This is a genomic window from Candidatus Eisenbacteria bacterium, from assembly GCA_026388185.1.
GTDB lineage: Bacteria > Eisenbacteria > RBG-16-71-46 > JAFGJU01 > JAFGJU01 > JAPLKG01.
The window spans coordinates 1-25,065 of sequence record JAPLKG010000005.1 but is presented as its reverse complement, the minus strand read 5'-3'; the positions used below and the strand labels follow the sequence as shown (position 1 = coordinate 25,065).

Here is a 25,065-nt window from a genome sequence, read left to right as displayed (position 1 = left end):
ATCTGATAAGATTAGCACATGCAGTCGGGTTCTTCCAATATTGATCAAAATTCCATGAACTTCTGACAAGATTGGGGATTATATAGTCAGAAAGGAGGAACGTCCGATGAACCGAAAACTCATCTGGCTGTCTATCGGAACCTTGATTGTGCTGGTCGCAATGTTCGTACCGAACGGCTCCGCCGCCAAAGAGATAGTGCGACCGGAGGAAATCAGGAGCATGCGGCAGGTAGTCTACAGTGAGGAAACCTACGCGAAGCTCGCCGGACTGTGGAAGGAGTACTCCAATGAATATCCTTCAGAGTACGCCTACGCCAACTGGATGTATGCCGCACGCTACGCAGGAGACAAGAAGTACTGGGAGCTACTTGCAAAGGGCTTGAAAAAATACCCAGCCAATCCCACTCTAATGTATCTGAAATCGCTCGAGCATCAAGGAGTCCACAACGACGTTGAAGGCCGAAAGTACTTGGAGCGAGTAATTGCCGTGGATCCGAACTACGTTGATGCGTGGTTTGCGTTGGTCGTACGCTACATGGATTTGGGCGATCAGGAACGGCTTGACGTCGCATTGCGGCGACTGCTTGAGAGCGGAATTATCGCCGACGAGGTAATGGACTACAACTACAACATGCTGGCCAGTCTGCAAAAGGATGCGATCCTGGTCACGAATGGCGACAACGACACTTATCCCGGCTGGATCCTGACGCGCGTTCTCAAAGTGCGACCAGATGTCAGCATCGTCAACCGCAGCCTGCTCAACACGGATTGGTACCCGATGTACGTTACTGAGCACGGCCTGCCGCGCTTCATTAGTACGAGTGAATTGAACGATCTGCGGAATTCGATTCTGAGAGAGTCTAAGAAGAGCGACTCAAGCCCGTCTCCCGGGGGGCTGTTCGGTGATGTGCTCATATTCAAGATCATTGAATCGGCCGAACGCGCTGGACGGCCCGTGTACCTGTCCAGAACCGTCAATGTCACAGGTGAGCTTAAGAATGTGACCGAGAAAGGCAGGAACTTGGGTCTGGTCACGCTCGTGACGCCCTCGCAGACTCCTTACGCCGAGCAGCTTCGGAAAGTATATCGCACTTGGATTGAGACTTTCCGCACCGGCGGGCTGGAAAGCTGGAGGCTCCAGAACGCGCCGCAAGCCGCCGCCGGACGGTGGTTGGTTACCAACTATGCGGCAGCCGTGGCTGCGGATCTGGAATCCCTGAGAGAAAATGCGCCCGAACTTCGCACCGGACTGTTCCGCTGGTACGTCGATCACGTGGATGGACTCATCCCCGAACACTCGCGATATGAGACCGCCCAGGCTTGGTGCTGCTGCGCGTCGGACTTGAAGGAAATCGATTCGTGGTGTAAGGAGCAGGGCTTGAAGTGCAACAAGCAGTGAACTCAGAGTGGGAGTGCCTTATCAGAGCGCAGCGGGGAGATGAGACGGCCTCGCGCGTTCTGATAGGACGGTACCAGGCGCGCCTTCTGGCGCTTGCGCTCTTCATCACCGGCTCCGTTGCCGCAGCAGATGACGTGGTACAGGAGACCTTTGTGCGGGCGCTCCGCACCAAGATCAAACACAGGACGGGCACAGTTCAAGCGCTTCTCAGCACGATCGCCTATCGCCTGGCCCTGAAGGAGGCCAACCGATTGCGGCGAAACGTTGCACTGGACAAGCTAGATCTCCTCGACCGCGACCGAAATGCGCTGGAGAGCGTTTTGAGCGATGAACTAGACCGTCTTGTGGCCGAAACGATTGGGGCGTTGAATGCGGAGCATCGCGACGTGCTGGTATTGCGATTTTACGGTGGTCACAGTTATGAAGAAATCGCCGACATCTTGCAGACCTCGCTCGGTACGGTGAAATCGCGCATTTTCTACGCCGTCAAGTCCTGCCGCGAGACATTGCGACGGAAAGGAGTTCTTGAATGACGCACAATAGTGAAGACCAGCTTCTTGGATACGCCCTGGAAGTAATCGCCGGCGACGAGGAACGCGCTGGCATTGCGGCGCATCTTGCAGTGTGTTCCGAGTGCAGTACGCGACTGGAGGCGCTTCGGAAGGACATCGAGATCATCGGCGGTGCCAGACCACGCCAGCGAGATCTACGGATACCAAGCCCGCGGCCGCGCGAGGCTGTCACATACTCGATCCTGAGGACTGCCGCGCTCATTGTTCTGGGGATTCTTGTCGGATTCGGAGCCTCGAAGAGGGTTCACCGCGAGCCCGAGTTCCTATCGTCCTCGTATATCACGCTGTCTCCGCCCACTGATTCCATCAGGACTTACACCGTTTCCGATGCAACAGAGATTCCCGCCCATTACTATGAACAGCTTCTCGAACAAAATTGAGGCTCTCGTGTTCCCTCGTGGATTTGCAGTACACCTGTATCGGGTTTCTCGCACATCCTGTGCGAGAAACTGTTCGCCCGGCCATCCTTACTCCTCGAAATGCTCCCACTCGTATTTGACTCGTTCCATCAGCTTTTTGAACCGCTCCTCGCCGCGGAGGTTGTCAAGATTTTGGTTCCGTTCGAGCTCCGGGTAATTGATAAAGCCCCCGTTGACCGCATTCTCCAGCCAATCGATGGATTCCTCTCTGGCATCGAGCAAAGCGAGCGGAACTGCGACAAAGTATGACCATTGATGGTCCCTTCTGCAGGTCTTCTGGAAATCAGGAGTCATTTCCCGGAATGCACTTTCTCTATCCTTCAGCAGTCCGTACTTCAACAAGAGACCGAACTTGGTGCACACATTATTCGGAGTCGCCTTCGCACTGCGGTCGATAATGGAAAAGGCTTCGTCGATCTCGTTTGCATACGTCAGGGTCCAGGCACAGAAGAATTGAGCGACAGGATTTTCAGGATCTGACTGATAGTGTTGACGGAGTTGCTCAAGAGCAAGCTTGTACTGACCACCATAGAAGAAAAGCCGTCCCTGAAGCCAATAATTCCACGGATCGAGCGGATCGATTTCCTTGACTCTCTGCACTAATGGAATAGCGGCGGCAAGCTTCCCGACTGACATTGTACAAAAACCAGCTAAAAACTTCAGAGCATCAACATAATTCGGATTCACAGCCAGCGCCATCCTGAGCTGGCGTACTCCCTCTCGCGTATTTCCGTAAAACGCCCCATGGATCATTCCGATAACAAGATGGGCCTGAGGAGAATCTGGATCCAGGGCGAGAGCTTTATTCGTATATTGTTCTGCTTTCGCCACATAGTCCTCTTGCCCGGCGCCTATATTCGCATATTGCCAATAAACAAATGCCATGGCCGAGTACAGAAGAGCATTATCGCCCAAGATATCAAGACCCTTCTGGAGATGTAGCCGGGCCATCTCGAGAGAGCTCTCGGTGAACCGCCAGATCTCAGCGTTGGCTTTGAGATAACACTGATAGGCCGCGACATTGTCAATGGGTCGCTCGGCAATCTTCCGACTCTCCTCAGGTGTAAGCTTGAGCTTCAGAGCATCGACGATCGCGCGAGAGACTTTTTCTTGAACATCGAACACATCATCCAGCGTACCCGAATACTTCTCAGCCCAAATGTGAGCATCACTCGCTGCGTCTATCAACTGTGCCGTAATTCGTAGACTATTCCCCGCTTTTCTGACACTGCCCTCCAGCACGTACTGCACTTCGAGCTGTTTGGCAATTTCAGGTATCGTCTTCTTCGTCCCCTTAAACGTCATCGCAGAACTGCGAGATATGACGCGGAGCGCATGGACTTTCGAGAGGTCAGAGATCACTTCCTCCGTCAGACCATCGCTGAAGTACTCCTGGTCAGGGTCCGGGCTCAAATTCTCAAAGGGCAAAACTACAATCGATTTCTCCTGACGTGGTAACTCAACACGAGGGGGCCTGCCCGAAACCGTAAGTTTCCTCAACTCATCGATGAGCTCCTGTGCAGTCTGGTACCGCAACGCTCGGTCTTTCTGTAACGCTCTGGCAATAACCGATGAAACAGGGGCAGGTGTACCCGACCGCACTAGTGAGAGCGACTGCGGCTCCTCGTGCACAATGGAATAGAGTAGCGCAGCCTCGTGCTCACCCTTGAACGGTGACCGTCCCGTCAGCATTTCGTACAGCACGACTCCCAGCGCCCAGATGTCAGTTCGGTGATCAATATCCTCCCCCTGTACCTGCTCCGGGGACATATACGCTACCGTGCCCACTGTAGAGCCCATCACTGTGAGCTTTGCCTGTCCTGTCAGCTTCGCCAGACCGAAATCCACGATCTTCACGTCGCCACGCTTCGTTATCATGATGTTTGCGGGTTTGATGTCACGATGCACAATCCCTGCTTCGTGCGCTCGCCCCAACCCCTGCGCAACATGGATCGCAATATCCAGAGCCTCCTCAACCTTGAGAGACCCACGCTCAATCTTTGTCTTGAGTGTCTCGCCTTCGTAGAACGCCGTGACGATGAAAATCTGCCCATCCTCCGTCTCACCGATCTCGTGCACTGTGCAAATGCTGGTGTGGTCGAGAGAAGAAGCCGCCTTCGCCTCTTGGATGAAACGTTTCCTTGCCTCGGGATCTCTCGTAAGGTCCGGAGACAAAAACTTCAGCGCAGCATGTCTGCCAAGCTTGGTGTCCTCAGCCTTGTAGACGACACCCATGCCGCCTTCGCCGAGTTTCTCGAGGATTTTGTAGTGAGAGATCGTTTTGCCTACCATGGGAAAGCCACGCATAGTCTCAAAGTGTGAAGCGTCACGGTCCTTGAATTTGAATAGGATTAGACTGTCACGCGCATTGTAACGCGTGGTTCGTGGTAAAGCAAGGTAAGGTTAAGGTGGACGCGGGGCCGACGAGACGAATTTCGAACTTGGCGGTCAGGGGGCCATGTGCAACTGGTGAGATTGGAGGGCACGGGTCGCAGTGTTATCACAGAGGTATACAAGAGTCTGCGTGCTGATTTTGAAAGCTGGCAGAGCCGGGACCTTGTGGGTCAAGTCTTTTCTTGCTCATTTTCCGCCTCTGTAATCGCGTCAATCAGACTAACTCTTATTCTTCTCAAAGCCCGAAAAGACCCTGTTGGTTATTCGCCAAGCACCTTCTTTATCTTAGCCAGAAGTTCGACCGTGTTCGCAGTCTTGACAAAATATCCGGAAATACCCAACCCTTCTGCAGCTTCTTTTGTTTCCTTATCCCCTTTTGCCGTAAGTACTATTACGGGTATAGAGAATGTCTTGACGTTTGCTCTTAAGTTCTTCAATGCTTCCAACCCGCCACCTGCAGGCATCATGATATCCAAAAGTATTAGATCTGGTTTCAGTTGGATTGCCTGTGTCGTAGCTTGTATGGTATCGAACGCTGCTTCTGTCTTATAGCCTTCGTGTCCTAACCTCATGGCCAGTACCTGTATCCAATCCTTCTCGTCATCTACGATCAATATGTTCTTTCCCATAATTCTCTATGCCTCCTTAGCCTCTTTAATTAATTCTTCATCATCTTTGGCTTCATCCGGATAAACCGCAGAACCGAATCTTAACCTGATCTCGTGAGGTAGTCTCTCGTTGGTCAAATACTTATCCAAAGCTTCTCTTAACCTATTTTCTACACTCAAAGCACCTTCTTTATCACAATCAGCCAAAATGACCATCATCTCGCCAGAATCACCAAACGCAACCTCTCCTTCACGGCGTACGGTACCCTTTACCACCCCCTCCATGCTTCTCAGAATAGCGTCCATCTTCTCATCTGAAAACTCCTGTTTCAATTTACTAAACTCAAGAATAGAGATAGCGACTAACGTCATGCAGGTCTTCTTGCCCATTGCCTCTCTCATCTCATTATTAAGGTATTCCTTAAAGATTCCTTCAGTAGTGTATTTGGGCAGAACAAAACTGAATTTCGCCCCTTGGCCAGGTTCACTCTCCACCCAGATCTTGCCTCCGTGCAGTTCAATAATTCCTTTTGTAATAGCTAGGCCCAAGCCTGTGCCCTTTTCACCCGGGCCAGGCAAGCGGCCAAACTGTTCGAACTTACTAAATACCTTAGGCATATCTTCCTCAGTAATACCTAACCCTGTATCTACCACAACGCACTCAATTTCCTTTTCTCTTTCTTGCAGTGAAACTTCTATGTAACCGCTATCCGTGAATTTGAAGGCATTTCCTATCAGGTTGGTAAAAACCTGAATTAGTTTATCCGGATCCACAAAGGCATCTATCTGTTTCTTCGGAACATTGATTCTTAGCTCCAAGGGCTTTCCCTTTAGATTCAACTCAAAAGAAGAAGCTACTTGTCTTATCATCCCGGCTATATCCACTAATCCTCTCTTTAACTCAACCTTGCCTGACTCAATCTTGGATAGATCAAGGAGACCATCGATAATTCTGGCTAACCGGTCAATATTGCTTCCTGCGATACTCAGTATCTTTTCCTGCTTGTCATTCATCTCGCCCGTGATCCCATCCAAAATAAGTCTTATCCCCTCTTTAGTGATAGCAAGCGGGGTGCGCAGTTCGTGGGAAACGGTAGAGATAAAATCTTTCTTCAACTGGTCTAACTTCTTCAGTTCTTTTTCTGCCCTCTCCGCCTCCTTCTTCGCAATATCCAAATCGCCCATCATATGCAACATTGCCCTCTGCATCCGGGTCAAATTCTTGCTGCGCTCTTCAAGCTCTATCTTCTTCTCCTCCAAATCGCCTATGATTGCCATGATCTGGCGCATGTCTCTGGCTACGCCCACAATGCCGATAATCTGGCCGTTTTGCTGCATCGCCGCCCCGCTAAAATTCACCGGGATCGCCTTGTCTTGTTTGGTAAGAAAAGTTAAGCCGATATTGTACGCCACGCCTGCAGTAATTATTTCTTGGAAGTACCTATGCAGCATGCTTTCTTCTTCTTTTCCCTCTTCCTTCTCTTCTTCTTGCAGAAAAATGTTCTTCACTGGTTGGCCGATGAGCTCCTCTTCCCTATAACCCAATAAATCCAAGGCAGCTCTATTCACTGACCTCAGCGTGGCGTCGGGATTAACCACAATCAGAGAATCCGTCATCGAGGACATGACGCTCTCCAAATATACTTCTTGGGCGGAGATGTCCTCTTGTCTTTCCTTAAGGGCAACCTTTTCTCCGGTTCTGCCTTCAAGTTTCATCTTGCTTTCAGCTTTTCCTCAAGCTCTCTTACCTTCTCCTCAAGCTCTTCCATCTTCAATTCTCTATCCACGGCAAAGTTGCTGAACCGTTCCAAGTCCCGCATTTTCTCTCGTAGTTCATCTTGTGTTTTCTTGCTGTCGGTGATATCCGTGAAGCTTTTCAAGAGATATTTTTTGCCGGTCAAGGTAATCCGTGACGCATTAACATCGGCATAGAAAACACTGCCGTCTTTTCTCTTCACCGGAACACCCGCTGCAATTCCAATTCCTCCTTTCGCTTGCCGCTCAAACTGTTCTATGATGAACGGCACATCCTCCTCAGGATGGATATCGTCGACTCCCAGACGCATCAATTCTTCTTCGGTATATCCTAACATCTGACAAATTCTTGGATTGCACATGAAGAACCGCCTGGTCCCTGCTTCTGCTAAAAGCATCCCGTCCGTGGATTCATTGAAGATGGCCTTGAATCTCATCTCAGATTCCCTCAATGCTTCTTCCGTTTCCTTACGCTCGGTGATGTTACGGATGTTGCACTGGATAACCTTTGCCTTGTCAACCAGGAAAACCTCTGTATTTATGCTCAGGCCTTCTTTGGTTCTTACCGGTGTGTCTTCGTAATGAATTACACCATCTCTTTCCAATATTGACGCCGTTTCTCGAAAGCCCGAATCATTCTTGATCATGCCGATTTCCCAGAGTTTCTTTTTCAAAAACTCCTCTTGGGAATAGCCCAGCAATTCCTGGGCAGATGCGTTAGAATTAAGAATGTCGGCTTTGGTTTTATGAACAAGCAATAATCCATCCCGCGATGTTTCAAAGGCTCTGCGATAACGCTCCTCGGACTCCTTTAATTCTTCCTGTAGACGCTTACGCTCAGTGATGTCTCCAATAGCTATCAGGATCAACTCTTCTTCTTCGTCGTCGTCGTCGTCTTCTTCTTCTCTTCTTGCTCCCGCCGCTATTATTGCTGCTACGTGCTTAGGAACGCGCAGCTGACGGGCATTCAGGACCATGACTCGCTGTCCAATTTGCTGAAATTTATGCTCGACCTCGTAATCTTTCACAAATTTCTTTTCTGGTACAATTTCTTTCAATAGCTGAAGCAGCTTAGGAATATTCCATTGCCTATTACCTAAATCAGGAAGCGGCCGGCCTATGGTGTCTTTTTCTGCAACCTTAAAGGTGGTATAGAAAGCCTGGTTGGCAGAAATAACTCGTAAGTTCTTGTCCAAGACCAAAAATGACTCTCTCAATGTAGCAATGATGCCATCGGCGTATTCCAAGTGCGCTTTGATCCCCGTTTCGCCCCGCTGCTTTGTATCTTTCATTTTCTAGGCCCTCCCTAAAAACAAGAACCCAAGGCCTTGTGCGCTTGGCACAAAACACTTGGGTTGATTCTAGAAAAACTTCCTAGAACAATTACTCTTGCTTGCTCATGCATTTAGCTCACCAAAACTGACCTTACCTCATCTTGCTATCCAGTCCCAGAGCCAGTCCTGGGCGTCTTGTGTTGATTCCCATGGCCATCTCAGCCGGCGTTCGATATCCCGGCGAGCTGTGGTGCGGCCGCTCACTGTTGTAGACGTCTCGATACCAATCGATCAGCACTTGAGCCTCTCCACTACTCCAGAACATCTCTTCGTCTCCACACTCATCACGTAGCTTCACATGAAAGCTCTCCAGATAACCGTTCTCCCACGGACTACCTGGCTCGATGAAGACCGGCTCCACACACTTCTCTCGGAGCCACTGCGTCAACCGCCTCGATACGAACTCCGCACCATCATCGCTCCGAGCCATACCAAGTCGAAACTACCTCAGAACCAAACTAAAATCCAGAAGAAAAGTCACAGACGAGCCAATTTGTGACCCCTCTACGCAGAGCACATTATGCGATTACGGAAGGAAACATAGAATCCCAGAAAAAGTTCGGAAAAAGATTGATTCGAACGTTATTCTGAGAGAGCGCCGCTTCGTCGAGTCGAGAGCCTCCATAAGTGCTTCCACGGCAGCACAGCACTGAGTAGGCAGCACCATAACAGACAGGGAAAGACTCGCTTCTGTTTCGTGTGGCTTACCCAGTCCCGGTTCACTTTAGCATTGACATAGTCTTCGCCTAGCACTAGGGTGTGGCAAGGGTGTGTGACAACTCTGAGCGAATTGCACCGCCCTGCGCTAATTCCCTATTTGCTCGCTACGTCGATCGCCACGCGAAGGAGGAAACATGAGGAAATTCATCACGTTGGCAGTATTGGCTTGCTGTGCGGCGGGAGTGACTCAGTGTGCAAAGACGATCACATTCCCAGTCTCTGTACTAGTGCCTGCCGCTCAAGCAAAGGCCCAAATCAGCCTCGACAAGAACGGCAACACTCAGATAGACCTCAAGGTGAATTATTTGGCTCCACCGCAGAACCTCACTCCGCCAAAGGCTACATACATTCTTTGGCTTCAAACTCCGGACAACCAAATCGTGGGCCTGGGCCAGCTAACGGTAGGTAGTGATCGTAAGGGTGAAGTAAAGGGAGTCACACAATTGAAGGAGTTTCGCCTGTTTGTCACAGCCGAGGATGACCCTGCAGCTGCTTCCCCTGGACAGCAGGTGATTCTGACTACAGGTTTTTTTACGGTGGGGTAGGGCTGCACTAGAAACGCCTCTAGACGAAGGCTGTTTAGTTTACCGCCGTGCTGGTTTGCCTGGCACGGCGGTTCTTGCTTTCGTCCTTTCCTCCAGTGAGCATCAGGATCACAGAATCACGGACGCGGAACAGAACAAGAGGAGTCAGAAGATCTACCCACTCTCTTGTCATTGTGGGCTGATGGAAGAGACCCGCCCAAAGCTTTGCCAAGAGCCCAATCACGAGTTCGAAGTTGTTGTTGGTCTGTCCACTAATTCGTTCAAGCTCAACAAGTTAAGGCAGGTGCGGGGGCTACGAGACGATCTTAGAACTTGGGCTAATAGCGCCGCTACGGCCATTTCCTTTCGCTTGGTTGCAACTTAGGTTAGCACTCCTAAAAAACTGGCTAGGCTCCACACCGAGTGCTATAATTGATCTAGAGAACAACACTCGCGACAGATAAATGACAGGCTCCGTCTCGGAGGTCGCCGTGAATCGAGTCTTTTCTACCTTCCTTCTTTTGATTCTGTCTGTGACAGTTTTTCCTGTTTCGTCAGACGCTCGCACTTGGTTGGTTCGGCAGGATGGCACTGGCGATTGCACCACGATTCAAGCGGGCATTGACTTGTCCAGTGCCGGTGACAGTATCCTTGTCGGGCCTGGCCACTACTATGAACCGCTAACCATTTCTGGAAAGAATGTCGCTCTCATCGGTGAGCTTGGCGCCACAGCGACCTATATTCACGGAACGCCGCTTCACAGAGTCATTCACTGCGTCAATATTCCTGCCACAGGAGTAATACGGGGATTTACCATAACTGAAGGTGAAATCTACATACCCTACTGGCCCGATAATGTCGGCGGTGGGATCTTCTGCGAGTCCTCGGATGTTGAGGTTATCGATGACATAATTACGAACAATCATGGGGACGGCATTGCTGCCGATGCGGCGTCAGTTCTCTATGTCTCCCGCAACATGATAAGCTATAACACAGGGGAATGGGCTGAGTACGGCGACATTTTCGGATGTGGAGTCTACTGCTTTACTTCGCGAGCCCTCATCGAGGACAACGAGTTTGTCCACAACGAAAACGCGGCCGTCCTTTGTCAAGGCAGCTCTCCGGTTGTGAGGAGAAACATCATGAGGGATGGTTCTATTGGGATCGGCTGTTTTGCCTCGTCCCAGGCTACAATTTACGAGAATTTGATCGTGAACGGAACAAATATCGCCGTCGCCATAGATCATTCCTCCCCAACGATTAGAAACAACACGATTGTCGCCAACAGAGATGGGATCTCGTTTTTCTATGCATCCCCAGTCTTGGAGAACAATATTATAGTTGGCAGCAGATGGGGGATATACAACAGTATGTCTAGCCCCTCATCCCCCATCCTACGTTGCAACGACGTTTGGAATAACAGTAGGGGCAACTATTATTCCTGCACACCGGGATCAGGGGATTTCTCTGCGGATCCCCTTTTTTGTAATCCAGGGGTCCGCGACTATCACATTAACCTCAACTCCCAGTGTTCGCCTGCAAACAGCGGTGGGTGCGGGCTCGTCGGTGCTTTTGGAATTGGGTGCGGCCCGACCTCTATACAAGAGACAACGTGGGGGAAAATCAAAGCACTGTTCAGATAGCGGAGTGCAGGCGCAGCGGAACAAAGAGCCGCGCTGAATCAAAAACGAAGAAAAACCTAAAGAGGTCAGACATTTCCTGACCTCTCCTATTTTGTGAGCTTGAGCAGAGGCTGTACAAATGCTGCTACAACGGCAATAATGAGAAGTTCGAGACTAATATAGTCCCTATCGCATAACTCATTGCGGGACGACAGATTACGGAGGGTGCGGGGCCGACGAGACTCGAACTCGCGACCTCCGGCGTGACAGGCCGGCGTTCTAACCAACTGAACTACGACCCCGCTTGTGTCTGCGTGCAAAGGAATCTCTGAGTATCAGTATCGGCAGTATTCCTAGCAGCTTTCGATCGCCGTCCCAAGATAGCACAGGCCGACGGCGCTGTCAATTTGCTTCGGCCACGCCCACCCCCTCACACATTCCCTCACTCATCGACGTCACCCGTCGTCCTAGTCCACCCCCCTCACCAATTTCCCCACTCACCCGCCCAGGTATGCCTTCTGAACCTGCTCGTTGTGCAGCAGGCTCTTGGCAGCGTCGTGCAGCACGATCTTGCCTGTTTCGAGCACATAGCCCTCGTCCGCAATCGAGAGCGCCATCCGCGCGTTCTGCTCGACCAGGAGGATCGTCGTACCGCGATCTCTGATTTCGCAAATGGTTTTGAAAATGTCTTTCACCAGGATGGGGGCAAGCCCGAGGGAGGGTTCGTCCAAGAGAAGCAGCTTGGGGCGAGACATCAGTCCCCTACCCATGGCGAGCATCTGCTGCTCGCCGCCGCTCAGGGTTCCTGCGTTTTGTTTCATTCTGTCTTTGAGCCTCGGGAAGAGTTTGAACACTTTCTCCAAATCCTGCCTGATTTCCGCCGTGTCCTTCCTGACGTAGGCGCCGAGCTCGAGGTTGTCCATGACTGTGAGATTTGCGAATATGATCCGACCTTCAGGAACGTGGGAAATGCCCAGCCTTACTACGTTGTGCGGTTGAACCGTCGAGAGCTCCCTACCCATGAAGACGAGGTTCCCCTTGCTGGGTCTGGCCAGCCCTGAGACGGTTCTGAGGATGGTGCTTTTCCCTGCTCCGTTCGCGCCGATGAGCGCCACTATCTTGTTCGGCTCCACCTTCACGGTGATGCCCTTGAGCGCATGCACGGCTCCATAGAAAACGTGAACCTCAGTGAGAGTTAACAAGTCCGGCCTCCCTCTCTTCCGTCAGCGCCGCCGCGCCAGTCTTCGGCACCCGGTCTTCGGCACAGTGTACGCTCGCCTTAGCAAACGATGTCCTCCCCCAAGTAGGCCTCGATCACCTTGCGGTCACGTTTGATTTCATCGGGCTTTCCTTCCGCTATCTTGACGCCGTGGTCGAGCACGGCGATTCTCTCGCAAATTCCCATCACGACTCTCATGTCGTGTTCGATGAGCAAGATGGTGAGCTTGAAATCGTCCCTGACCCACCGAATTAGTCTCATCAGGTCCTCGGTCTCCTGCGGATTCATTCCGGCAGCGGGCTCATCCAGAAGAAGAATCTTCGGTTCGCTGGCAAGCGCACGTGCGATCTCGACTCGCCTCTGAAGCCCGTAAGGAAGCATGCTTGCCTTGGAGTCCTTGAGAGCGAGAAGTCCGAAGGTCTCTAGCTGCCTTGTGGCTATCGCCAATATTCTGGCCTCGTCCTCATAGAAGCCACGAGTCCTGACAATCGCGCCGTAAAGGGTGGAGTGCGCATGGAGATGACAGGCGGTTCTCACGTTGTCTAGAACCGTCAGGTCCTTGAAAAGCCTGGTTGCCTGGAAAGTGCGAGCAATACCGACTTTGGCGATTCTGTAGGTCGGGAGACCGTCGATCCTGTTGCCGTCGAAACGGATCTCTCCGGAGGTGGGAGCAATGACCCCCGTGATTAGATTGAAAACCGTTGTCTTCCCTGCTCCGTTTGGGCCGATGAGTCCCGCAAGCTCGCCCTCTGTCAGCGAAAAATCGAAGTTGGAGACTGCCTTCAGTCCACCGAAATCCATGGAGCAGTCTCTAAGCGAAAGAAGCTCGTTCACGCTAGATTCCTTCCCACGTTTCATCGCCAGCGCATCTTCACCACGGGCCGGGCTCCGATCCTCCATGTTTCTCTTCGCTTCCAGCATTATTGGCCCCGCCTACAACGGCATTCGCTCGGTGTCTCCTACTCGCTCCCCACTGCCGCGCCGCCTCCTCCCCTACTTCGACTGCCGCCGGCCATCATCCACTCTGCGCTCCTTCCGTCCGCTTCTTCCCCGGCCTGAACGGAAGCGAGCGGAAGGTCTGAAGACTCAGCTCCCTCATTCCAAGAAGCCCCTGGGGCCTCGCGATCATGAGAAAAATGAGAAGGCTCGCGTATATCACCATCCTGAACTCTTTGACCGGCCGGAGGGCCTCAGGCAATATGGTAAGAAAGCCCGCCGCGATTACCGAGCCCGTGATGCTGCCCATACCGCCAAGGACCACCATTATCACGACCTCGAACGACTTCATAAAAGTGAAGCTGTTTGTGTGTAGGTACATGAGGTAGTGACCGAACAGTCCGCCCGCCACACCGGCAAAGAACGCTCCTATGGCAAACGCGAGTACCTTGTAGTGGGTGGTGTTTATGCCGAGAGCCTCGGCGGCGATTTCGTCTTCTCTCACCGAGATGAAAGCGCGCCCGTGGGTGGAAGTCGTGATATTCCTCACGACCAGAATCGTCACGAATGCAAAGAAGGAAACCCAGAAGAGGTTCGTGTACCGCGGAATGTCGGCGAATCCCCTTGCTCCCCCAACGGCGTTGACGTTGAGGATTATGACTCTGATGATTTCGCCGAAGCCCAGCGTCACGATTGCGAGATAGTCACCTCTGAGCCTCAAGGAGGGAAGTCCCACCAAAAATCCCGCCACCGCACTCGCGAGCCCTCCGACGACGACGGAAAGCACAAAAAACGAGGTTCCCACGATCGCCGGCGACAATCCGATTGACGCGGCCTTGCCCAAGACGTGTGGTCCAAGGTAGTACGTGAGTGCCGCAGAAGTATATCCGCCTATTGCCATGAAGCCGGCGTGACCTATCGAGAACTGTCCGGTGAAGCCGTTGACCAGATTGAGACTCACGGCGAGTATGACGTTTATTCCGCAGAGAATGAGAATCTGGAAAAGGTACGGATTGATCAGAGCGGGAAGAAGAAAATTGAGAAGCACCAGGACTATTGTGACAACAAGAACAAGAAGCAACCCTCTCACACTTTCTCCGCCATTCCGGTCCCCAACAGACCCGTGGGCTTGACCAGAAGAATAACTATGAGTAAAGCAAACGCAATGGCGTCACGGTAAGTCGACGAGACGTACCCCACCACCATTACCTCGGCGATCCCCATGATCAGGCCACCCAGCATGGCCCCCGGGATGTTTCCTATGCCGCCCAGGACCGCAGCCACAAAGGCCTTGATGCCGGGCATGATGCCCATCAACGGGTCGATCTTCGGGTTACTCAAGGCCACGAGCACGCCCGCTGCCGCCGCCAGGGCCGAGCCTATCGCGAAAGTAAAGGTGATCACATTGTCGGTAGAAATGCCCATGAGGCTGGCCGCTTGCTTGTTGAACGATACGGCCCTCATGGCCTTCCCTATTTTTGTCTTGAGCACAATCAACTGAAGCAAGAGCATCAGAAGAACCGAGACGGCGAGAACAATAATCTGATGGCGTCCGACAACCACGCCGGAGACAAGTTCCATCTGCCGAGACGTCACAATCTGGGGAAAGAACTTGGGATCGGGCCCGAACACAATGATGCCCAGGTTCTCGAGAAGCAAGGAGACTCCGATCGCGGTGATGAGCGCAGTGAGCCGCGGAGACTTTCTCAGAGGTTTGTAGGCCCCTCTTTCAATGGCGACGCCGAGCAAGGCACAAGAGCCCATCGCGATTAAAAGAACAAGAACCGCCCCGATCAGCGACACGGGCCCAGGAGCGCCGACGAGCCGTGCCGCAAAGTATGCCGCGAAGGCTCCGACCATGTAAACGTCGCCGTGGGCGAAGTTGATGAGCCTCAAGATCCCATAGACCATGGTGTAACCCAGGGCTATGAGAGCGTAGATGCTTCCCCACGTGATTCCGTTTACAAGCTGCTGAAGAAACTCCTGCAAGAATTCCTCTGGGGCTTCGATTCCACCGGCCGCCGATTGTGCGCGGACGACCGTCTGCCCGCAGGGTCATACCCTCGGGGCTATCAAGGAAGCACTTTGCCGACGTACTTGTACTTTCCGTTCTCTATCGTGAGAAAGATCGCCGGCTTGACGGCGTTTCTGTTCTCGTCGATGTTGATGCTGCCCGTAACCGCCGGGAAATCCCTCGTGGCCGCCAGAATGTCTCTGAGTTTCGCGAGCGCCTCTTTGCGGAGCTTGCCGGTTTTCGCATCGGGAACTCCCACGAGGGTCTTGAAGGCACCGGGGTCCTCCGAGGCAAGCTTCTCAATGCTTGCGACCAGTAGCTTCGCCGCATCGTACGCCAACGCAGCCAGTGCGTCGGGATTGCCGCCTAAGCGTTTCTTGTAAGTGGAAACGAAACTCTGAACCGCGGGATCCGGGTCCCCGTCCCAGTAATGGTTGGTGAAGTAACAGCCATTGAGAGCCGAACCTCCGATTTCGATCAGTCTGTCCGAGACCCAACCGTCACCACCCAGAAGCGGCACGGTGATACCGAGCTCCCTTGCTTGTCTTGCAATGAGACCCACTTCCGTGTAATAGCCTGGCACGAAGATGACGTCAGGCGATTTTGCTCTGATCGCCGTGAGTTGCGCTTTGAAGTCGATGTCGCCTTCGCTGTAGGACTCGTCCGCTACGATCTTCCCTCCACGGGAAACAAGGGTCGTGGCGAAGAACTCCGCAAGGCCCACACTATAGTCGTTCTTGATATCCCGCAGGATTGCGGCCTTCTTCGCGCCCAGCGAATCACTGGCAAAGATCGCCGCAACCATTCCCTGGAATGGGTCGATGAAGCACACTCTGAAAATGAAATCACCCACCTGAGTGACCTTGGGGTTGGTCGAAGAAGGCGTTATCATCGGAACGCCGGCGTTTTGGCAGATGGGCGCCCCGGCGAGACTCCTCGAACTCGCCACTTCACCGAGCACCGCCATGACTCTGTCTTGCTCAACGAGTTTTCTCACGGCGGTGGCGGCCTCCTCGGGTCTTCCCTGATCGTCTTCGACGATCACCTTCAGTAGCTTACCCTGGACACCGCCGGCCGCATTGATTTCTTCAACCGCGAGGTCAATCCCGTTCTTTGTCGAAATGCCAAACGTGGCGGTGGTCCCGGTCAGAGAGCCAAACTCACCGATCCGGATTTCTTCGGTCTTCTTGGCGCAAGAAAGGAAAGAACAGATAGTTAGGATTGCCACAAAGAGGCAGACCGGGAACAGAATTCGCTTCATGATCTCCCCACGTTTGAGAAACATCTTAACCTCCTCTTCCGCTCGATTGAGGGAAACCGAAAACCTTGGGGGTATTGCAGAATTGACACACGGGATTGCATCCAAAGTGCTCGGGCGAGTGGCCCGTGAGGCCCGACGAGAGAGATGGGCCCGGGCATTCTGGACACAATCAGAACGCACCATGTTCGTACAATCCGGCAGTCTAACCGCAAAAAAGGCGGGCGTCAAGGGGGACAAGTGCGGGGAGGCAATGTGGCTGGCAGCGCTCGGCGCTGGGAAGCGCGTCAGAGTGAGGGGCGCGTAGCAGTGGAAAAGCGGCCCAACGTGGAGGCGCACGTGGCAATGCAAGAGCGGGCCTGCGCGACGGCGATTCGCAACAATCTCCTAGATGAGGCTAGCGCGCAGTGAGAGAACTCGCTGCAAGGATTCATCGACCCTGGCCTCGGAGAGTCTTCCCTCCTTGACGGCTCTCATCAATGCCTTGCGTGCCTTGTGCACCGGTTCGCGGCCGTGCGCGAAAAGGAGCAGATCACATCCTGCCAGGATCGCGTCTTCGGGACCCGCCCCGGTGGCCGCCATGTAATCAGTTGCCGCCGCCATCTCCATGGCGTCTGTGATCACGACACCGTTGTAGCGAAGCTCTTCTCTCAGTATGCGCCGGAGGATCTGGGAGGAAAAGGTTGCGGGCAATTCTTCACTGCCGGTGAGAGAGGGACATGCAATGTGACCCGTCATCATGATTCGCACGCCGGCCTCTATCGCAGATCTGAAAGGAACCATTTCGAACGTGTACCACCTTTCGGCGGGATGTGTGATCACGGGAAGCTTCTCGTGCGAGTCAATCTTTGATGAGCCGTGCCCGGGAAAGTGTTTCGCGGTCGGCACAATCCCCGGGTCGCCGAAGCCCCGGAGCGCAGCGATCCCCAACGACGTCACCGTATCGACGTCGCTACCATAAGCGCGGTCGCCTATGACCGGGTTGGTCGGCTCGTCGTTGACGTCGAGAACCGGAGCGAAGACAACGTTGAAGCCGAGCCACTTGAGTTTTTGGGCGATGTCTCTCGCGTGGAAGAAGGCGAACCTCGCGTTGCGCGTTCTCCCGATCGTGGCCGCTGCCGGCGCGGCGGAAACCAGGTGACTTATCTGTGTAACTCTTCCACCTTCCTCATCCACGGCCAGAATGGGGGGACGGTCTTTCGGATAGAGAGACTTCAATCCCTTGAGGAGTTTCTTGGCTCCCTCGACTGTTTCGATGTTTCTCTTGAAGAGAATGAATCCGGAGAATCCTCCGTCGGAGATGAACTTGCGGAGGCTTTCGCTCGCTTCGGTGCCCGTAAATCCGACTACAAGAAGCTGGCCGATCTTCTCTTCGAGGTTGAGAGTAGAGATTTGTGCGTCAATCTTGTTCATGGTATTGCGCGGCACCATCAGTATGCGCGCGTGAGCTTCACGCCTTTGTAGTATCGGGTCAGTATCTGCTTGAAGTCCTTGCCGGCCTTTGCCATTCCGATGGCTCCCATCTGGCACATGCCGACCCCGTGGCCGTTTCCTCCGCCGTAGAAAACGACCGTCTTTGCATAACCCTGTTCCCTTTGGACGTCCACATCAAAGAGAGTGCTCCGAAGGAAGGAATCTTTTCCGTCCGGTCTCCTGACGACGAGTCTGATGGAATCGCCGACGATCTTGAAAACGTTGTCAGACGTGATGACTTCCAGCATTCTCACACGCCCTGACTTGCTTCTCTCGGCCACTCTGACGTCGACCAACCTCTCTCCCGGCGAGGGCTGAGTGGCGCGCGGATACTGAATGCGAAAGTTCTTCCTGAAGATGGACTCGAATTCCTCTGCCGTCCAGGTTTCCTTCCACCTGTAGCTGGAAGACTGAGAGCAATACGCGTCCTTCTGGAAAGGCTCCTTGTCTGAGACGCTCGTCAAGTACGGGACGGGCTCCTTCGACCAGACTTCTTCAATCGCCGCAGTGGCGCCGCCGCACGTAGAAAAATAGTTGGCCCGTACGGGTTTTCCGCCGTACGTCGCTATCGTGCCGTAGGTGTCCGCAATTGCCTTGTCGCTCACGGGTTTCTCTCCAGCCACACCGGTGTACACCTGGTCCTGAACGGTCGGCAAAAGATCAAAACCGTCACTGGCGTAGCGGCCTGCAAAGAAGAAACAATAAGTGCGTGCGGCAACCGCCTGAGCCTTGATGGCCTCGAGAATCTGAGGAGAAAGACCGCCGATTTCGTTCGGGACAACGCCACGCAAGTAAGATTCGGTGTCGACGACGTTCACGAGCGTTAGGAGCCTCGAAGGACTCTGGAATACCTCGAAACTCCCACGGTACGTCTTGCTGCCGACCACCAGGAAGCTCTCCGACTCGAGAGGCTTGATCACAAACGTGCCGTCCAGCGCTCCCCTGGACAATCCTTCGGGGTCTATCACCTCTATTCCCTTGGTTGTCTCTCTGGCGCTCTCCGTCTCCCCCCCGGCGGAACCCTCGCTTCCACCAGTGACGTCCGCCACGGCGCCTGAGGCAGAGACGAAAGTCCATCTCTCTCCCGGGCCGCACACTTTGGGCTTGCGATCACTGTCCTTTATTCCAATCTGGAACATGCCCGTTCCCGACACGGTTACTGCTTTCCCATTGACCTCGAGGCCGACTCTTACTTCGGGGACTTTGTGCGGCATTGTAACGGGGCGCTTCACGACAGCGCATCCGGGTAGCATCAGAACAAGCAGGAAGGGAGAAAGCAGGCGCCACGAGGCTCTCATTTTGGCGTACTCCTTTGGGCAGCGTACACTATTCAGGTTTGGAGGCCGGGACTATTTTCCCCAGGATTACTCGTCGCCTCGCTCCAGTCGCGCCGGGAATGTTCGAGCATCCGCCACAAACCGTCTCGTTCGCAAGAACTGCGAAGGCGATCGCTTCCTTTGCCATGCTGCTGATTCCGTAGTCGTCCGAATACGTGACCGGGACGGGAGCGAAACGATCCCTCATCATACGCACGAGCGTCTCGTTCTTGCTGCCGCCCCCGCTTATGATGAGCTCGTCTACCTCCACTCTGGGGAAAACGAATCTCTGACACGCATCGTAAACGGAACAGGGTGTCAAGGCGGTGGCGCTGGCAACCAGGTCATTGCCGGAGAGGCCGCGCGAACCCGCCCGCTCGAGGAAAAGCATCAGGAACTTGCTCCCGAAAAGCTCTCGTCCCGTGGACTTCGGCGGCTCCGTGCGGAAGTACTCGTGAGTCAACAACTCATTCACGAGTTCCGCGTCCACGGTGCCTGAGGCCCCCATCCTGCCCTCTCGATCGAATTCCTCTGCGCCGCGTGTCACTTCCTTTACGACCGCGTCGATGAGCATGTTGCCCGGGCCGGTGTCGAAGGCGAACACGTCATCGACAGTGCAACCTCTCGGGAGGACGGTCAGGTTGGCGATTCCCCCGACGTTGAGGACGACTTTGGATTTCTCGGGCGATCTCAAGAAAATGAAATCGACGTACGGCACGAGAGGCGCACCCCCTCCGCCGGCGGCAAGGTCTCGCGTTCTGAAGTCGGCGACGGTGGTCACACCGGTCCTCTCCGCGATTACGCAGGGTTCGCCTATTTGCAGCGAAGAAGGAGTCTTCCAAACGGTCCGGCTCTCGAAGGGGCAGTGATAGACGGTCTGCCCGTGCGAGCCTATGAGGTCGACGTCGGTCATCTTGAGCCCTGCTTGCTCCGTTATCCGGCGGGCGGCGTCTGCCAGAAGCTCCCCAATCACAAAATTCATTTCGCTAATGAGATCAACCGTGCCCGACCGCGGAGTCGATGCGCTCAGGATGGCGCGCTTGATTTCCGGATCGTAGGGAAAGGTCGCGTGTTCGAGCAGAACGATCTTTGTCTCGGTTCCGCACCCCGTGACTTGAACGACCGCAGCCGAGATCCCGTCCAGGGACGTGCCGGCCATGAGTCCGACGACGCGCTTTGTTCTTTTCTTCGCAATCTTGAATAATTCGTTCACGATACTTGTCGCCGACCTGAGTCTCCGACGCCCTCCAAGTAGTCGAGCACGAGCCCGGTCCTACTTGACGGCGCCGGCGGTGATGCCTTCTATTATGTGCCTCTGAAACATCAAGAACACAAATATGATGGGAATCGCGCAGAGCGTCGACCCCGCGGTCAAATGGCCCCAGTCCATGCTGTGCTCTCCCTGCGAATACAAGGCGAGGCCGACAGGCAGAGTACGCATTCTTTCGGTGTTTGTCAATATCAAGGGATAGAGGAAGGAATTCCAGTTCACCAGAAACGTGTTTATCGCCACGACCGCAAGCGCAGGCCGCGACAGCGGAAGGACAATCCTGAAAAAAATACTCAAGTCACTCGCCCCGTCCACCCGCGCCGCTTCCTCGAGTTCCACCGGAAGCGAAATGACGTATTGAGAGATCAGGAAGACGTTGAAGGCGTCGACAAGAAACGGAAGCGTGAGGGCAAAATACGTGTTCATCATGTGGAGCTTTGATATGAGAAGATAGAGAGGAATCATAGTGATTTGCCGCGGCACCATCAGCATGGAGACAATCGCCACGATTACGAACCGCTTGCCGCGGAATTGTCTCCGCGCTATCGCGTACCCCACCATTGACGCAAAGAGAAGATTTCCGAGCACCACGACCGCGCTCACGACCACACTGTTGAGAAAATACCGAGCGAACGGACCGCTTCGCCAGACATCGACGTAATTGTGCAGGCTCGGCCTTCCGGGCCACAGGTCCGTGGCCGACCTTAGGACGGAGGCTTCTCCGCGAAGAGAAGTGGCGACCATCCAATAGAGCGGGAAAAGCGTGGAGGCGAGCAGCAAGAGCAGAAAAACAGAGAGGGTCAGGGTCCTCATTCTGCGCCTGCCGTCGGCGTTTGTTCTCGTCGCAGTTCTCATGGCCTCTTTCGTCATGGTGTCAGTCGCCGCTCTCGCCGTCCGTTCACTCGCCGGCCGCCCTACCCATCCTCAGGTATCTCATCTGCGCCAGCGAGAAACACAGGATGACAATGAAAAGAAGATATGCCACGGCGCTCGCATACCCCATCTCGAATCTATAGAACGCCCTGTCGTACAGATAGAAGACCGACGTCAGAGTACTGTTGAGCGGTGCTCCTCTCGTCATGACGAATATCTCGATGAAAATCTGAAAAGAGCGAATTGTGTTTATGACCACGATGAATAGCGTGATCGGCCGCACCATCGGAACCGTGACAAACCGAAGCGTGCCCCAGAATCCGCTCCCGTCGATTCGGGCCGCCTCGTAGGTTTCGGATGGTATGGCTTGCAGTCCCGCCAGGAAGAGTATCGTGTAATAGCCGAAGCTCGCCCACACGTCCATCGCCATTATGCACAGAAGAGCGGTTCGTGGTTCACCGAGCCACGATTTCGGCTCGCCGCCAAAGAGCTGAACCACTTTGTTCACAAGGCCGAGCGGCGAGTAGAATTGCTTGAAGATGATCGAAATCACGACTACGGAAATTATTGATGGGACGAAGAAACCGGATCTGTAGAGCGTGCGAAGGGGAATCCTCTGGTTGATCGCCACTGCAAGAAAGAAGGCCACGACAGTCGTGACCGGAACCGTGCCGAGAACAAACACGAGGGTGTTGGTGAGCGATTTCCAGAAGAGCGGGTCCTTGAAGGCGGTCGCGAAATTCGAAAGCCACACAATTTGTGTGGTGTCGGGCCGCAAGGGATTGAAACGGAGAAAACTCAAGACGAGCGAAAAGACGAGCGGGAACACCCAGAAGATGCCAAACGAAACAAGCCACGGAGAAAGAAAAACGAGGGTGGAGCGAGTCTTATGCATCCTCAGCGCTCTGCGTTCGACACGATCGAGCTTATCTTCCTGTCGGCTTCGAGCAAGGCTTCTTCCGGTTTCTTGACGCCGTAAACCACCTCTTCCACCGTCGATTCTATCACCTCTTCGATCTCCGGCCATCTTGGATGAGGAGGCGGGGCTATCGCTGTGCTCAACTGGACGACGAACGTTCTTTCGAGAGGATTCGAGTCGTAGTATGGATCGTTCTCGACTCCTCTGAAGGTAGGTTGAACGCTCTTCGCGCTCCGGCAGAGGGCGATCATGTTCTGCTTCTCGACCAGGAATCTCGCCAACTTGAGAGCGTCCTTGTGCCGCTTTGACTTGGCAAAGGTGACAAGTATTTCGCTCCCCGCAAACGACGCATGAACTCCGCAACACGCCTTCGGTTTCGGCACCACTGCGACACCGAACTTGAGGTCCGGGGCGTCTGCGGGAATGGTCTTAAGATTCCAACCGCCGGATATCTCCAAGCCCACCTTGCCCTGCTTGAAGGTCATGTCAAGGACGTCCTGTTTTTCCACGAGAGAGTATTTCTTGAGGGAGCAGTAGAAGAGCAGTGCGTCCAGATTCTCACCGGAAGCGAACTCCGAGCGGCGGAGGTCCTGGTTGAGAATCCTGCCCCCGTTCCCCCAGGCGAAGGGCATGAACTTCTTGAAAAGCACGTACCGCTCGCCGGCATTCATTCCGTAGCCGTAGACGCCGTTGCGTGGCGAATGAATCCTCCGAGCGCATTCAATCAATTCCTCCCACGTGCTCGGTGGAGAGTCCGGGTCAAGGCCCGCCTCTTGAAAAAGCTCCTTGTTGTAGAAGAGTGCCCGCGTACCGGCTACCCACGGAATCCCGTAGATCTTTCCGTCCAACGTGCAGCTCTCCCAAAAAAGAAGGCTGTCCCTGAGCGCGCCGACTTCGCTCGTCACCTCGCCCAGAACCCCGTCCGCTGCAAACCGCGGGACCCAGGTAGAGCCAAGCTCACAAAGGTCGGGCTGTGTGCCCGACGAGACGGCAGCAACAATCTTCTCGAATCCGTTTTGCCACGTGAGCTGCTGCATCTCCACCTTGATACCAGGATTGGCTCTTTCAAATTCCGTGATGATAGGCTCTATGACGTCGGACGGCCAGAATTGCCAGAAGGTCAAACGAACGCCCTTTTCTCTCCCGCAACCTGAAAGCGCGAACGCGAAGAAGATGAAGGAGAAAATAAAGAGGAACACTCTTCTCAGATTCATGATCTTCTCAATCTCGAAGGGTTTTTCTTCCGCGGCTTGCTCGCGCGACCGCCACACCTCGACCCCGCGGCTCTGCATTTCTCCGGCCCGCCTGCCGGTTTCTTCCCGCGACGCGAAGAGGCGTAAGCTTGCTCGAGGGCCTTTCGCACAAAACCGGAGGAATCGACGAGCAGTTTCTCTGCGGCTCGCGCGCCCACGCCGGCCTCAATCATCAAGATGGCCGTCTTCACACTTCCTCCGGCCTTTTCCAAGTATTCCTTTGCGACATCGTAGTCGACTCCGGTAACTATCATGACGACCCGCTTTGAGCGTTCAACGAGCTTCTTGCTCGTGGCCATTAGATCGACCATCATGTTCTCGAAGACCTTGCCCAGTTTTATCATCGCGCACGTGGAAATCATGTTGAGCACCATCTTCTGCGCAGTGCCCGCTTTCATCCGTGTCGAACCCATGATGACTTCGGGTCCGACCTGCGGGCAAATCGCCACGTCGACTGGAAAGTCAATCGTCGAAGAGGGATTGCACGTCAGGTAGACGGTTTTCGCGCCCAGCTTTCTCGACTCGTCGATCGCGGCCTTGGCAAAGGGAGTGCGCCTACTCGCAGCGATTCCCACCACGACATCGTTTGCGCCCACGCGCAACTGTCTCATAAGTTTCCTTGCCTCTTCCGCTCTGTCTTCTGCACCTTCCACGGCCCGAAAAAGGGCCCTCTTACCCCCGGCAATCACTCCTTGGACCGTTCGCGGGTCCGTGCCGAACGTCGGCGGACATTCCGCCGCGTCAAACATCCCGAGTCTTCCGCTCGTGCCCGCGCCCACGTAGATCAGCCGGCCTCCCTTGCGTAACGCCTCGACCACAAGCTCGACCGCGGCCGCGACGTGGGGGAGCTCCTTCTCCACGGCGCGTGCAACGGTCTTGTCCTGATCGTTGATGATCCTGAGAATCTCATCGGTGGAGCGCAGGTCGATGTCCATGGTGCACGGATTGCGCTGTTCCGTGATCAGAGAAATGAGTTCGAGAAAGACTTCTCTTCCTTCGTCGATCGCTTTTTTGCCCATCGCTTCTTTGAAGTAAGTGTCGAAACCTGTAGAGTAGCAGTCTGGCGCCGTGGCTACAGGTTTCGGGTGGCTAGTCTCGTTTACTTTCGCACGAGGCCTCAGTCCCGACAACCATACCCGGTCTCCAGACTCCCCTCATCAAACCGTGCATGAGGTTTTCCCTCACAC

General features: G+C 54.0%; 22 protein-coding genes and 1 tRNA gene. 5 read left to right on the top strand and 18 right to left on the bottom strand.

What is annotated here, in order from left to right:
• Positions 1 to 106: 106 nt before the first annotated feature.
• The 3 genes from NTX17_01935 to NTX17_01925 are packed head-to-tail and all read left to right on the top strand — an operon-like array spanning position 107 to position 2,351.
• Positions 107 to 1,399, top strand: coding sequence for a hypothetical protein (locus NTX17_01935; protein ID MCX5800137.1), 1,293 nt, complete (start codon positions 107 to 109; stop codon positions 1,397 to 1,399).
• The gene (locus NTX17_01930; GenBank protein ID MCX5800136.1) at positions 1,384 to 1,932 is read left to right on the top strand and encodes an RNA polymerase sigma factor; all 549 of its coding nucleotides are present in this window, start codon (positions 1,384 to 1,386) and stop codon (positions 1,930 to 1,932) included. The genes NTX17_01935 and NTX17_01930 overlap by 16 nt, the downstream gene beginning before the upstream one ends.
• Positions 1,929 to 2,351, top strand: a complete 423-nt coding sequence (locus tag NTX17_01925) for a hypothetical protein (GenBank protein MCX5800135.1) — start codon at positions 1,929 to 1,931, stop codon at positions 2,349 to 2,351. Before NTX17_01930 ends, NTX17_01925 begins: the two co-directional genes overlap by 4 nt.
• Positions 2,352 to 2,438: 87 nt before the next feature.
• On the opposite strand, the gene NTX17_01920 is transcribed toward NTX17_01925, so the two are convergent.
• The 5 genes from NTX17_01920 to NTX17_01900 all read right to left on the bottom strand — a co-directional run bounded on the left by NTX17_01920 (position 2,439) and on the right by NTX17_01900 (position 8,911).
• Positions 2,439 to 4,682, bottom strand: a complete 2,244-nt coding sequence (locus NTX17_01920) for a protein kinase (protein ID MCX5800134.1) — start codon at positions 4,680 to 4,682, stop codon at positions 2,439 to 2,441.
• Positions 4,683 to 5,044: 362 nt separating this feature from the next.
• Positions 5,045 to 5,413, bottom strand: a complete 369-nt coding sequence (locus NTX17_01915; protein MCX5800133.1) for a response regulator — start codon at positions 5,411 to 5,413, stop codon at positions 5,045 to 5,047.
• Between the two features lie 6 nt (positions 5,414 to 5,419).
• Positions 5,420 to 7,108 (bottom strand): ATP-binding protein, encoded by a 1,689-nt coding sequence (locus tag NTX17_01910; protein MCX5800132.1) that lies wholly within the window; start codon positions 7,106 to 7,108, stop codon positions 5,420 to 5,422.
• Positions 7,105 to 8,439, bottom strand: coding sequence for a PAS domain S-box protein (locus NTX17_01905; GenBank protein MCX5800131.1), 1,335 nt, complete (start codon positions 8,437 to 8,439; stop codon positions 7,105 to 7,107). Before NTX17_01905 ends, NTX17_01910 begins: the two co-directional genes overlap by 4 nt.
• Positions 8,440 to 8,572: 133 nt before the next feature.
• A complete protein-coding gene (locus NTX17_01900) occupies positions 8,573 to 8,911 on the bottom strand; it encodes an integrase core domain-containing protein (protein ID MCX5800130.1) in 339 nt (112 codons plus the stop codon).
• 424 nt (positions 8,912 to 9,335) lie between these two features.
• Between NTX17_01900 and NTX17_01895 the strand changes: the two genes are divergently transcribed.
• The gene (locus NTX17_01895) at positions 9,336 to 9,746 is read left to right on the top strand and encodes a hypothetical protein (protein MCX5800129.1); all 411 of its coding nucleotides are present in this window, start codon (positions 9,336 to 9,338) and stop codon (positions 9,744 to 9,746) included.
• Between the two features lie 470 nt (positions 9,747 to 10,216).
• Positions 10,217 to 11,368 (top strand): right-handed parallel beta-helix repeat-containing protein, encoded by a 1,152-nt coding sequence (locus NTX17_01890; protein MCX5800128.1) that lies wholly within the window; start codon positions 10,217 to 10,219, stop codon positions 11,366 to 11,368.
• Between the two features lie 207 nt (positions 11,369 to 11,575).
• On the opposite strand, the gene NTX17_01885 is transcribed toward NTX17_01890, so the two are convergent.
• From NTX17_01885 to murQ, 13 genes are all read right to left on the bottom strand, one after another.
• A tRNA-Asp gene (locus NTX17_01885) sits at positions 11,576 to 11,649 on the bottom strand.
• 195 nt (positions 11,650 to 11,844) lie between these two features.
• Positions 11,845 to 12,549 (bottom strand): ABC transporter ATP-binding protein, encoded by a 705-nt coding sequence (locus NTX17_01880; GenBank protein ID MCX5800127.1) that lies wholly within the window; start codon positions 12,547 to 12,549, stop codon positions 11,845 to 11,847.
• Between the two features lie 77 nt (positions 12,550 to 12,626).
• A complete protein-coding gene (locus NTX17_01875; GenBank protein MCX5800126.1) occupies positions 12,627 to 13,367 on the bottom strand; it encodes an ABC transporter ATP-binding protein in 741 nt (246 codons plus the stop codon).
• 214 nt (positions 13,368 to 13,581) lie between these two features.
• Positions 13,582 to 14,592: a branched-chain amino acid ABC transporter permease gene (locus tag NTX17_01870; protein ID MCX5800125.1), complete on the bottom strand. Its 1,011-nt coding sequence runs from the start codon at positions 14,590 to 14,592 to the stop codon at positions 13,582 to 13,584.
• A complete protein-coding gene (locus NTX17_01865; protein ID MCX5800124.1) occupies positions 14,589 to 15,491 on the bottom strand; it encodes a branched-chain amino acid ABC transporter permease in 903 nt (300 codons plus the stop codon). Before NTX17_01865 ends, NTX17_01870 begins: the two co-directional genes overlap by 4 nt.
• 83 nt (positions 15,492 to 15,574) lie before the next feature.
• A complete protein-coding gene (locus NTX17_01860) occupies positions 15,575 to 16,801 on the bottom strand; it encodes an ABC transporter substrate-binding protein (GenBank protein ID MCX5800123.1) in 1,227 nt (408 codons plus the stop codon).
• A 360-nt stretch (positions 16,802 to 17,161) separates the two neighbouring features.
• Positions 17,162 to 18,187, bottom strand: coding sequence for a glycoside hydrolase family 3 protein (locus NTX17_01855; protein MCX5800122.1), 1,026 nt, complete (start codon positions 18,185 to 18,187; stop codon positions 17,162 to 17,164).
• Between the two features lie 17 nt (positions 18,188 to 18,204).
• On the bottom strand, positions 18,205 to 19,545 hold the full coding sequence (locus NTX17_01850; protein ID MCX5800121.1) for a SpoIID/LytB domain-containing protein: 1,341 nt from the start codon (positions 19,543 to 19,545) through the stop codon (positions 18,205 to 18,207).
• A gap of 28 nt (positions 19,546 to 19,573) precedes the next feature.
• Entirely contained in the window at positions 19,574 to 20,776 is a 1,203-nt protein-coding gene (locus tag NTX17_01845) for an anhydro-N-acetylmuramic acid kinase (GenBank protein ID MCX5800120.1), read from the bottom strand.
• Between the two features lie 60 nt (positions 20,777 to 20,836).
• Positions 20,837 to 21,688, bottom strand: coding sequence for a carbohydrate ABC transporter permease (locus tag NTX17_01840; protein MCX5800119.1), 852 nt, complete (start codon positions 21,686 to 21,688; stop codon positions 20,837 to 20,839).
• Positions 21,689 to 21,731: 43 nt separating this feature from the next.
• Entirely contained in the window at positions 21,732 to 22,601 is an 870-nt protein-coding gene (locus tag NTX17_01835; protein MCX5800118.1) for a sugar ABC transporter permease, read from the bottom strand.
• Positions 22,602 to 22,603: 2 nt separating this feature from the next.
• Complete coding sequence (locus tag NTX17_01830; protein ID MCX5800117.1) at positions 22,604 to 23,917, bottom strand: extracellular solute-binding protein; 1,314 nt, start codon at positions 23,915 to 23,917, stop codon at positions 22,604 to 22,606.
• Positions 23,836 to 24,897, bottom strand: a complete 1,062-nt coding sequence (murQ, locus tag NTX17_01825) for an N-acetylmuramic acid 6-phosphate etherase (GenBank protein ID MCX5800116.1) — start codon at positions 24,895 to 24,897, stop codon at positions 23,836 to 23,838. Before murQ ends, NTX17_01830 begins: the two co-directional genes overlap by 82 nt.
• Positions 24,898 to 25,065 lie beyond the last annotated feature (168 nt).

Bases quoted from the DNA above. Each gene is read 5' to 3' on its own strand.
- NTX17_01935 (MCX5800137.1), top strand. From the start codon at position 107: ATGAACCGAAAACTCATCTGGCTGTCTATCGGAACCTTGATTGTGCTG.
- NTX17_01925 (MCX5800135.1), top strand. From the start codon at position 1,929: ATGACGCACAATAGTGAAGACCAGCTTCTTGGATACGCCCTGGAAGTA.
- NTX17_01920 (MCX5800134.1), bottom strand. From the start codon at position 4,682: ATGGTAGGCAAAACGATCTCTCACTACAAAATCCTCGAGAAACTCGGC.
- NTX17_01915 (MCX5800133.1), bottom strand. From the start codon at position 5,413: ATGGGAAAGAACATATTGATCGTAGATGACGAGAAGGATTGGATACAG.
- NTX17_01910 (MCX5800132.1), bottom strand. From the start codon at position 7,108: ATGAAACTTGAAGGCAGAACCGGAGAAAAGGTTGCCCTTAAGGAAAGA.
- NTX17_01905 (MCX5800131.1), bottom strand. From the start codon at position 8,439: ATGAAAGATACAAAGCAGCGGGGCGAAACGGGGATCAAAGCGCACTTG.
- NTX17_01900 (MCX5800130.1), bottom strand. From the start codon at position 8,911: ATGGCTCGGAGCGATGATGGTGCGGAGTTCGTATCGAGGCGGTTGACG.
- NTX17_01895 (MCX5800129.1), top strand. From the start codon at position 9,336: ATGAGGAAATTCATCACGTTGGCAGTATTGGCTTGCTGTGCGGCGGGA.
- NTX17_01875 (MCX5800126.1), bottom strand. From the start codon at position 13,367: ATGGATTTCGGTGGACTGAAGGCAGTCTCCAACTTCGATTTTTCGCTG.
- NTX17_01860 (MCX5800123.1), bottom strand. From the start codon at position 16,801: ATGTTTCTCAAACGTGGGGAGATCATGAAGCGAATTCTGTTCCCGGTC.
- NTX17_01855 (MCX5800122.1), bottom strand. From the start codon at position 18,187: ATGAACAAGATTGACGCACAAATCTCTACTCTCAACCTCGAAGAGAAG.
- NTX17_01850 (MCX5800121.1), bottom strand. From the start codon at position 19,545: ATGAGAGCCTCGTGGCGCCTGCTTTCTCCCTTCCTGCTTGTTCTGATG.
- NTX17_01840 (MCX5800119.1), bottom strand. From the start codon at position 21,688: ATGAGAACTGCGACGAGAACAAACGCCGACGGCAGGCGCAGAATGAGG.
- NTX17_01835 (MCX5800118.1), bottom strand. From the start codon at position 22,601: ATGCATAAGACTCGCTCCACCCTCGTTTTTCTTTCTCCGTGGCTTGTT.
- NTX17_01830 (MCX5800117.1), bottom strand. From the start codon at position 23,917: ATGCAGAGCCGCGGGGTCGAGGTGTGGCGGTCGCGCGAGCAAGCCGCG.
- murQ (MCX5800116.1), bottom strand. From the start codon at position 24,897: ATGGGCAAAAAAGCGATCGACGAAGGAAGAGAAGTCTTTCTCGAACTC.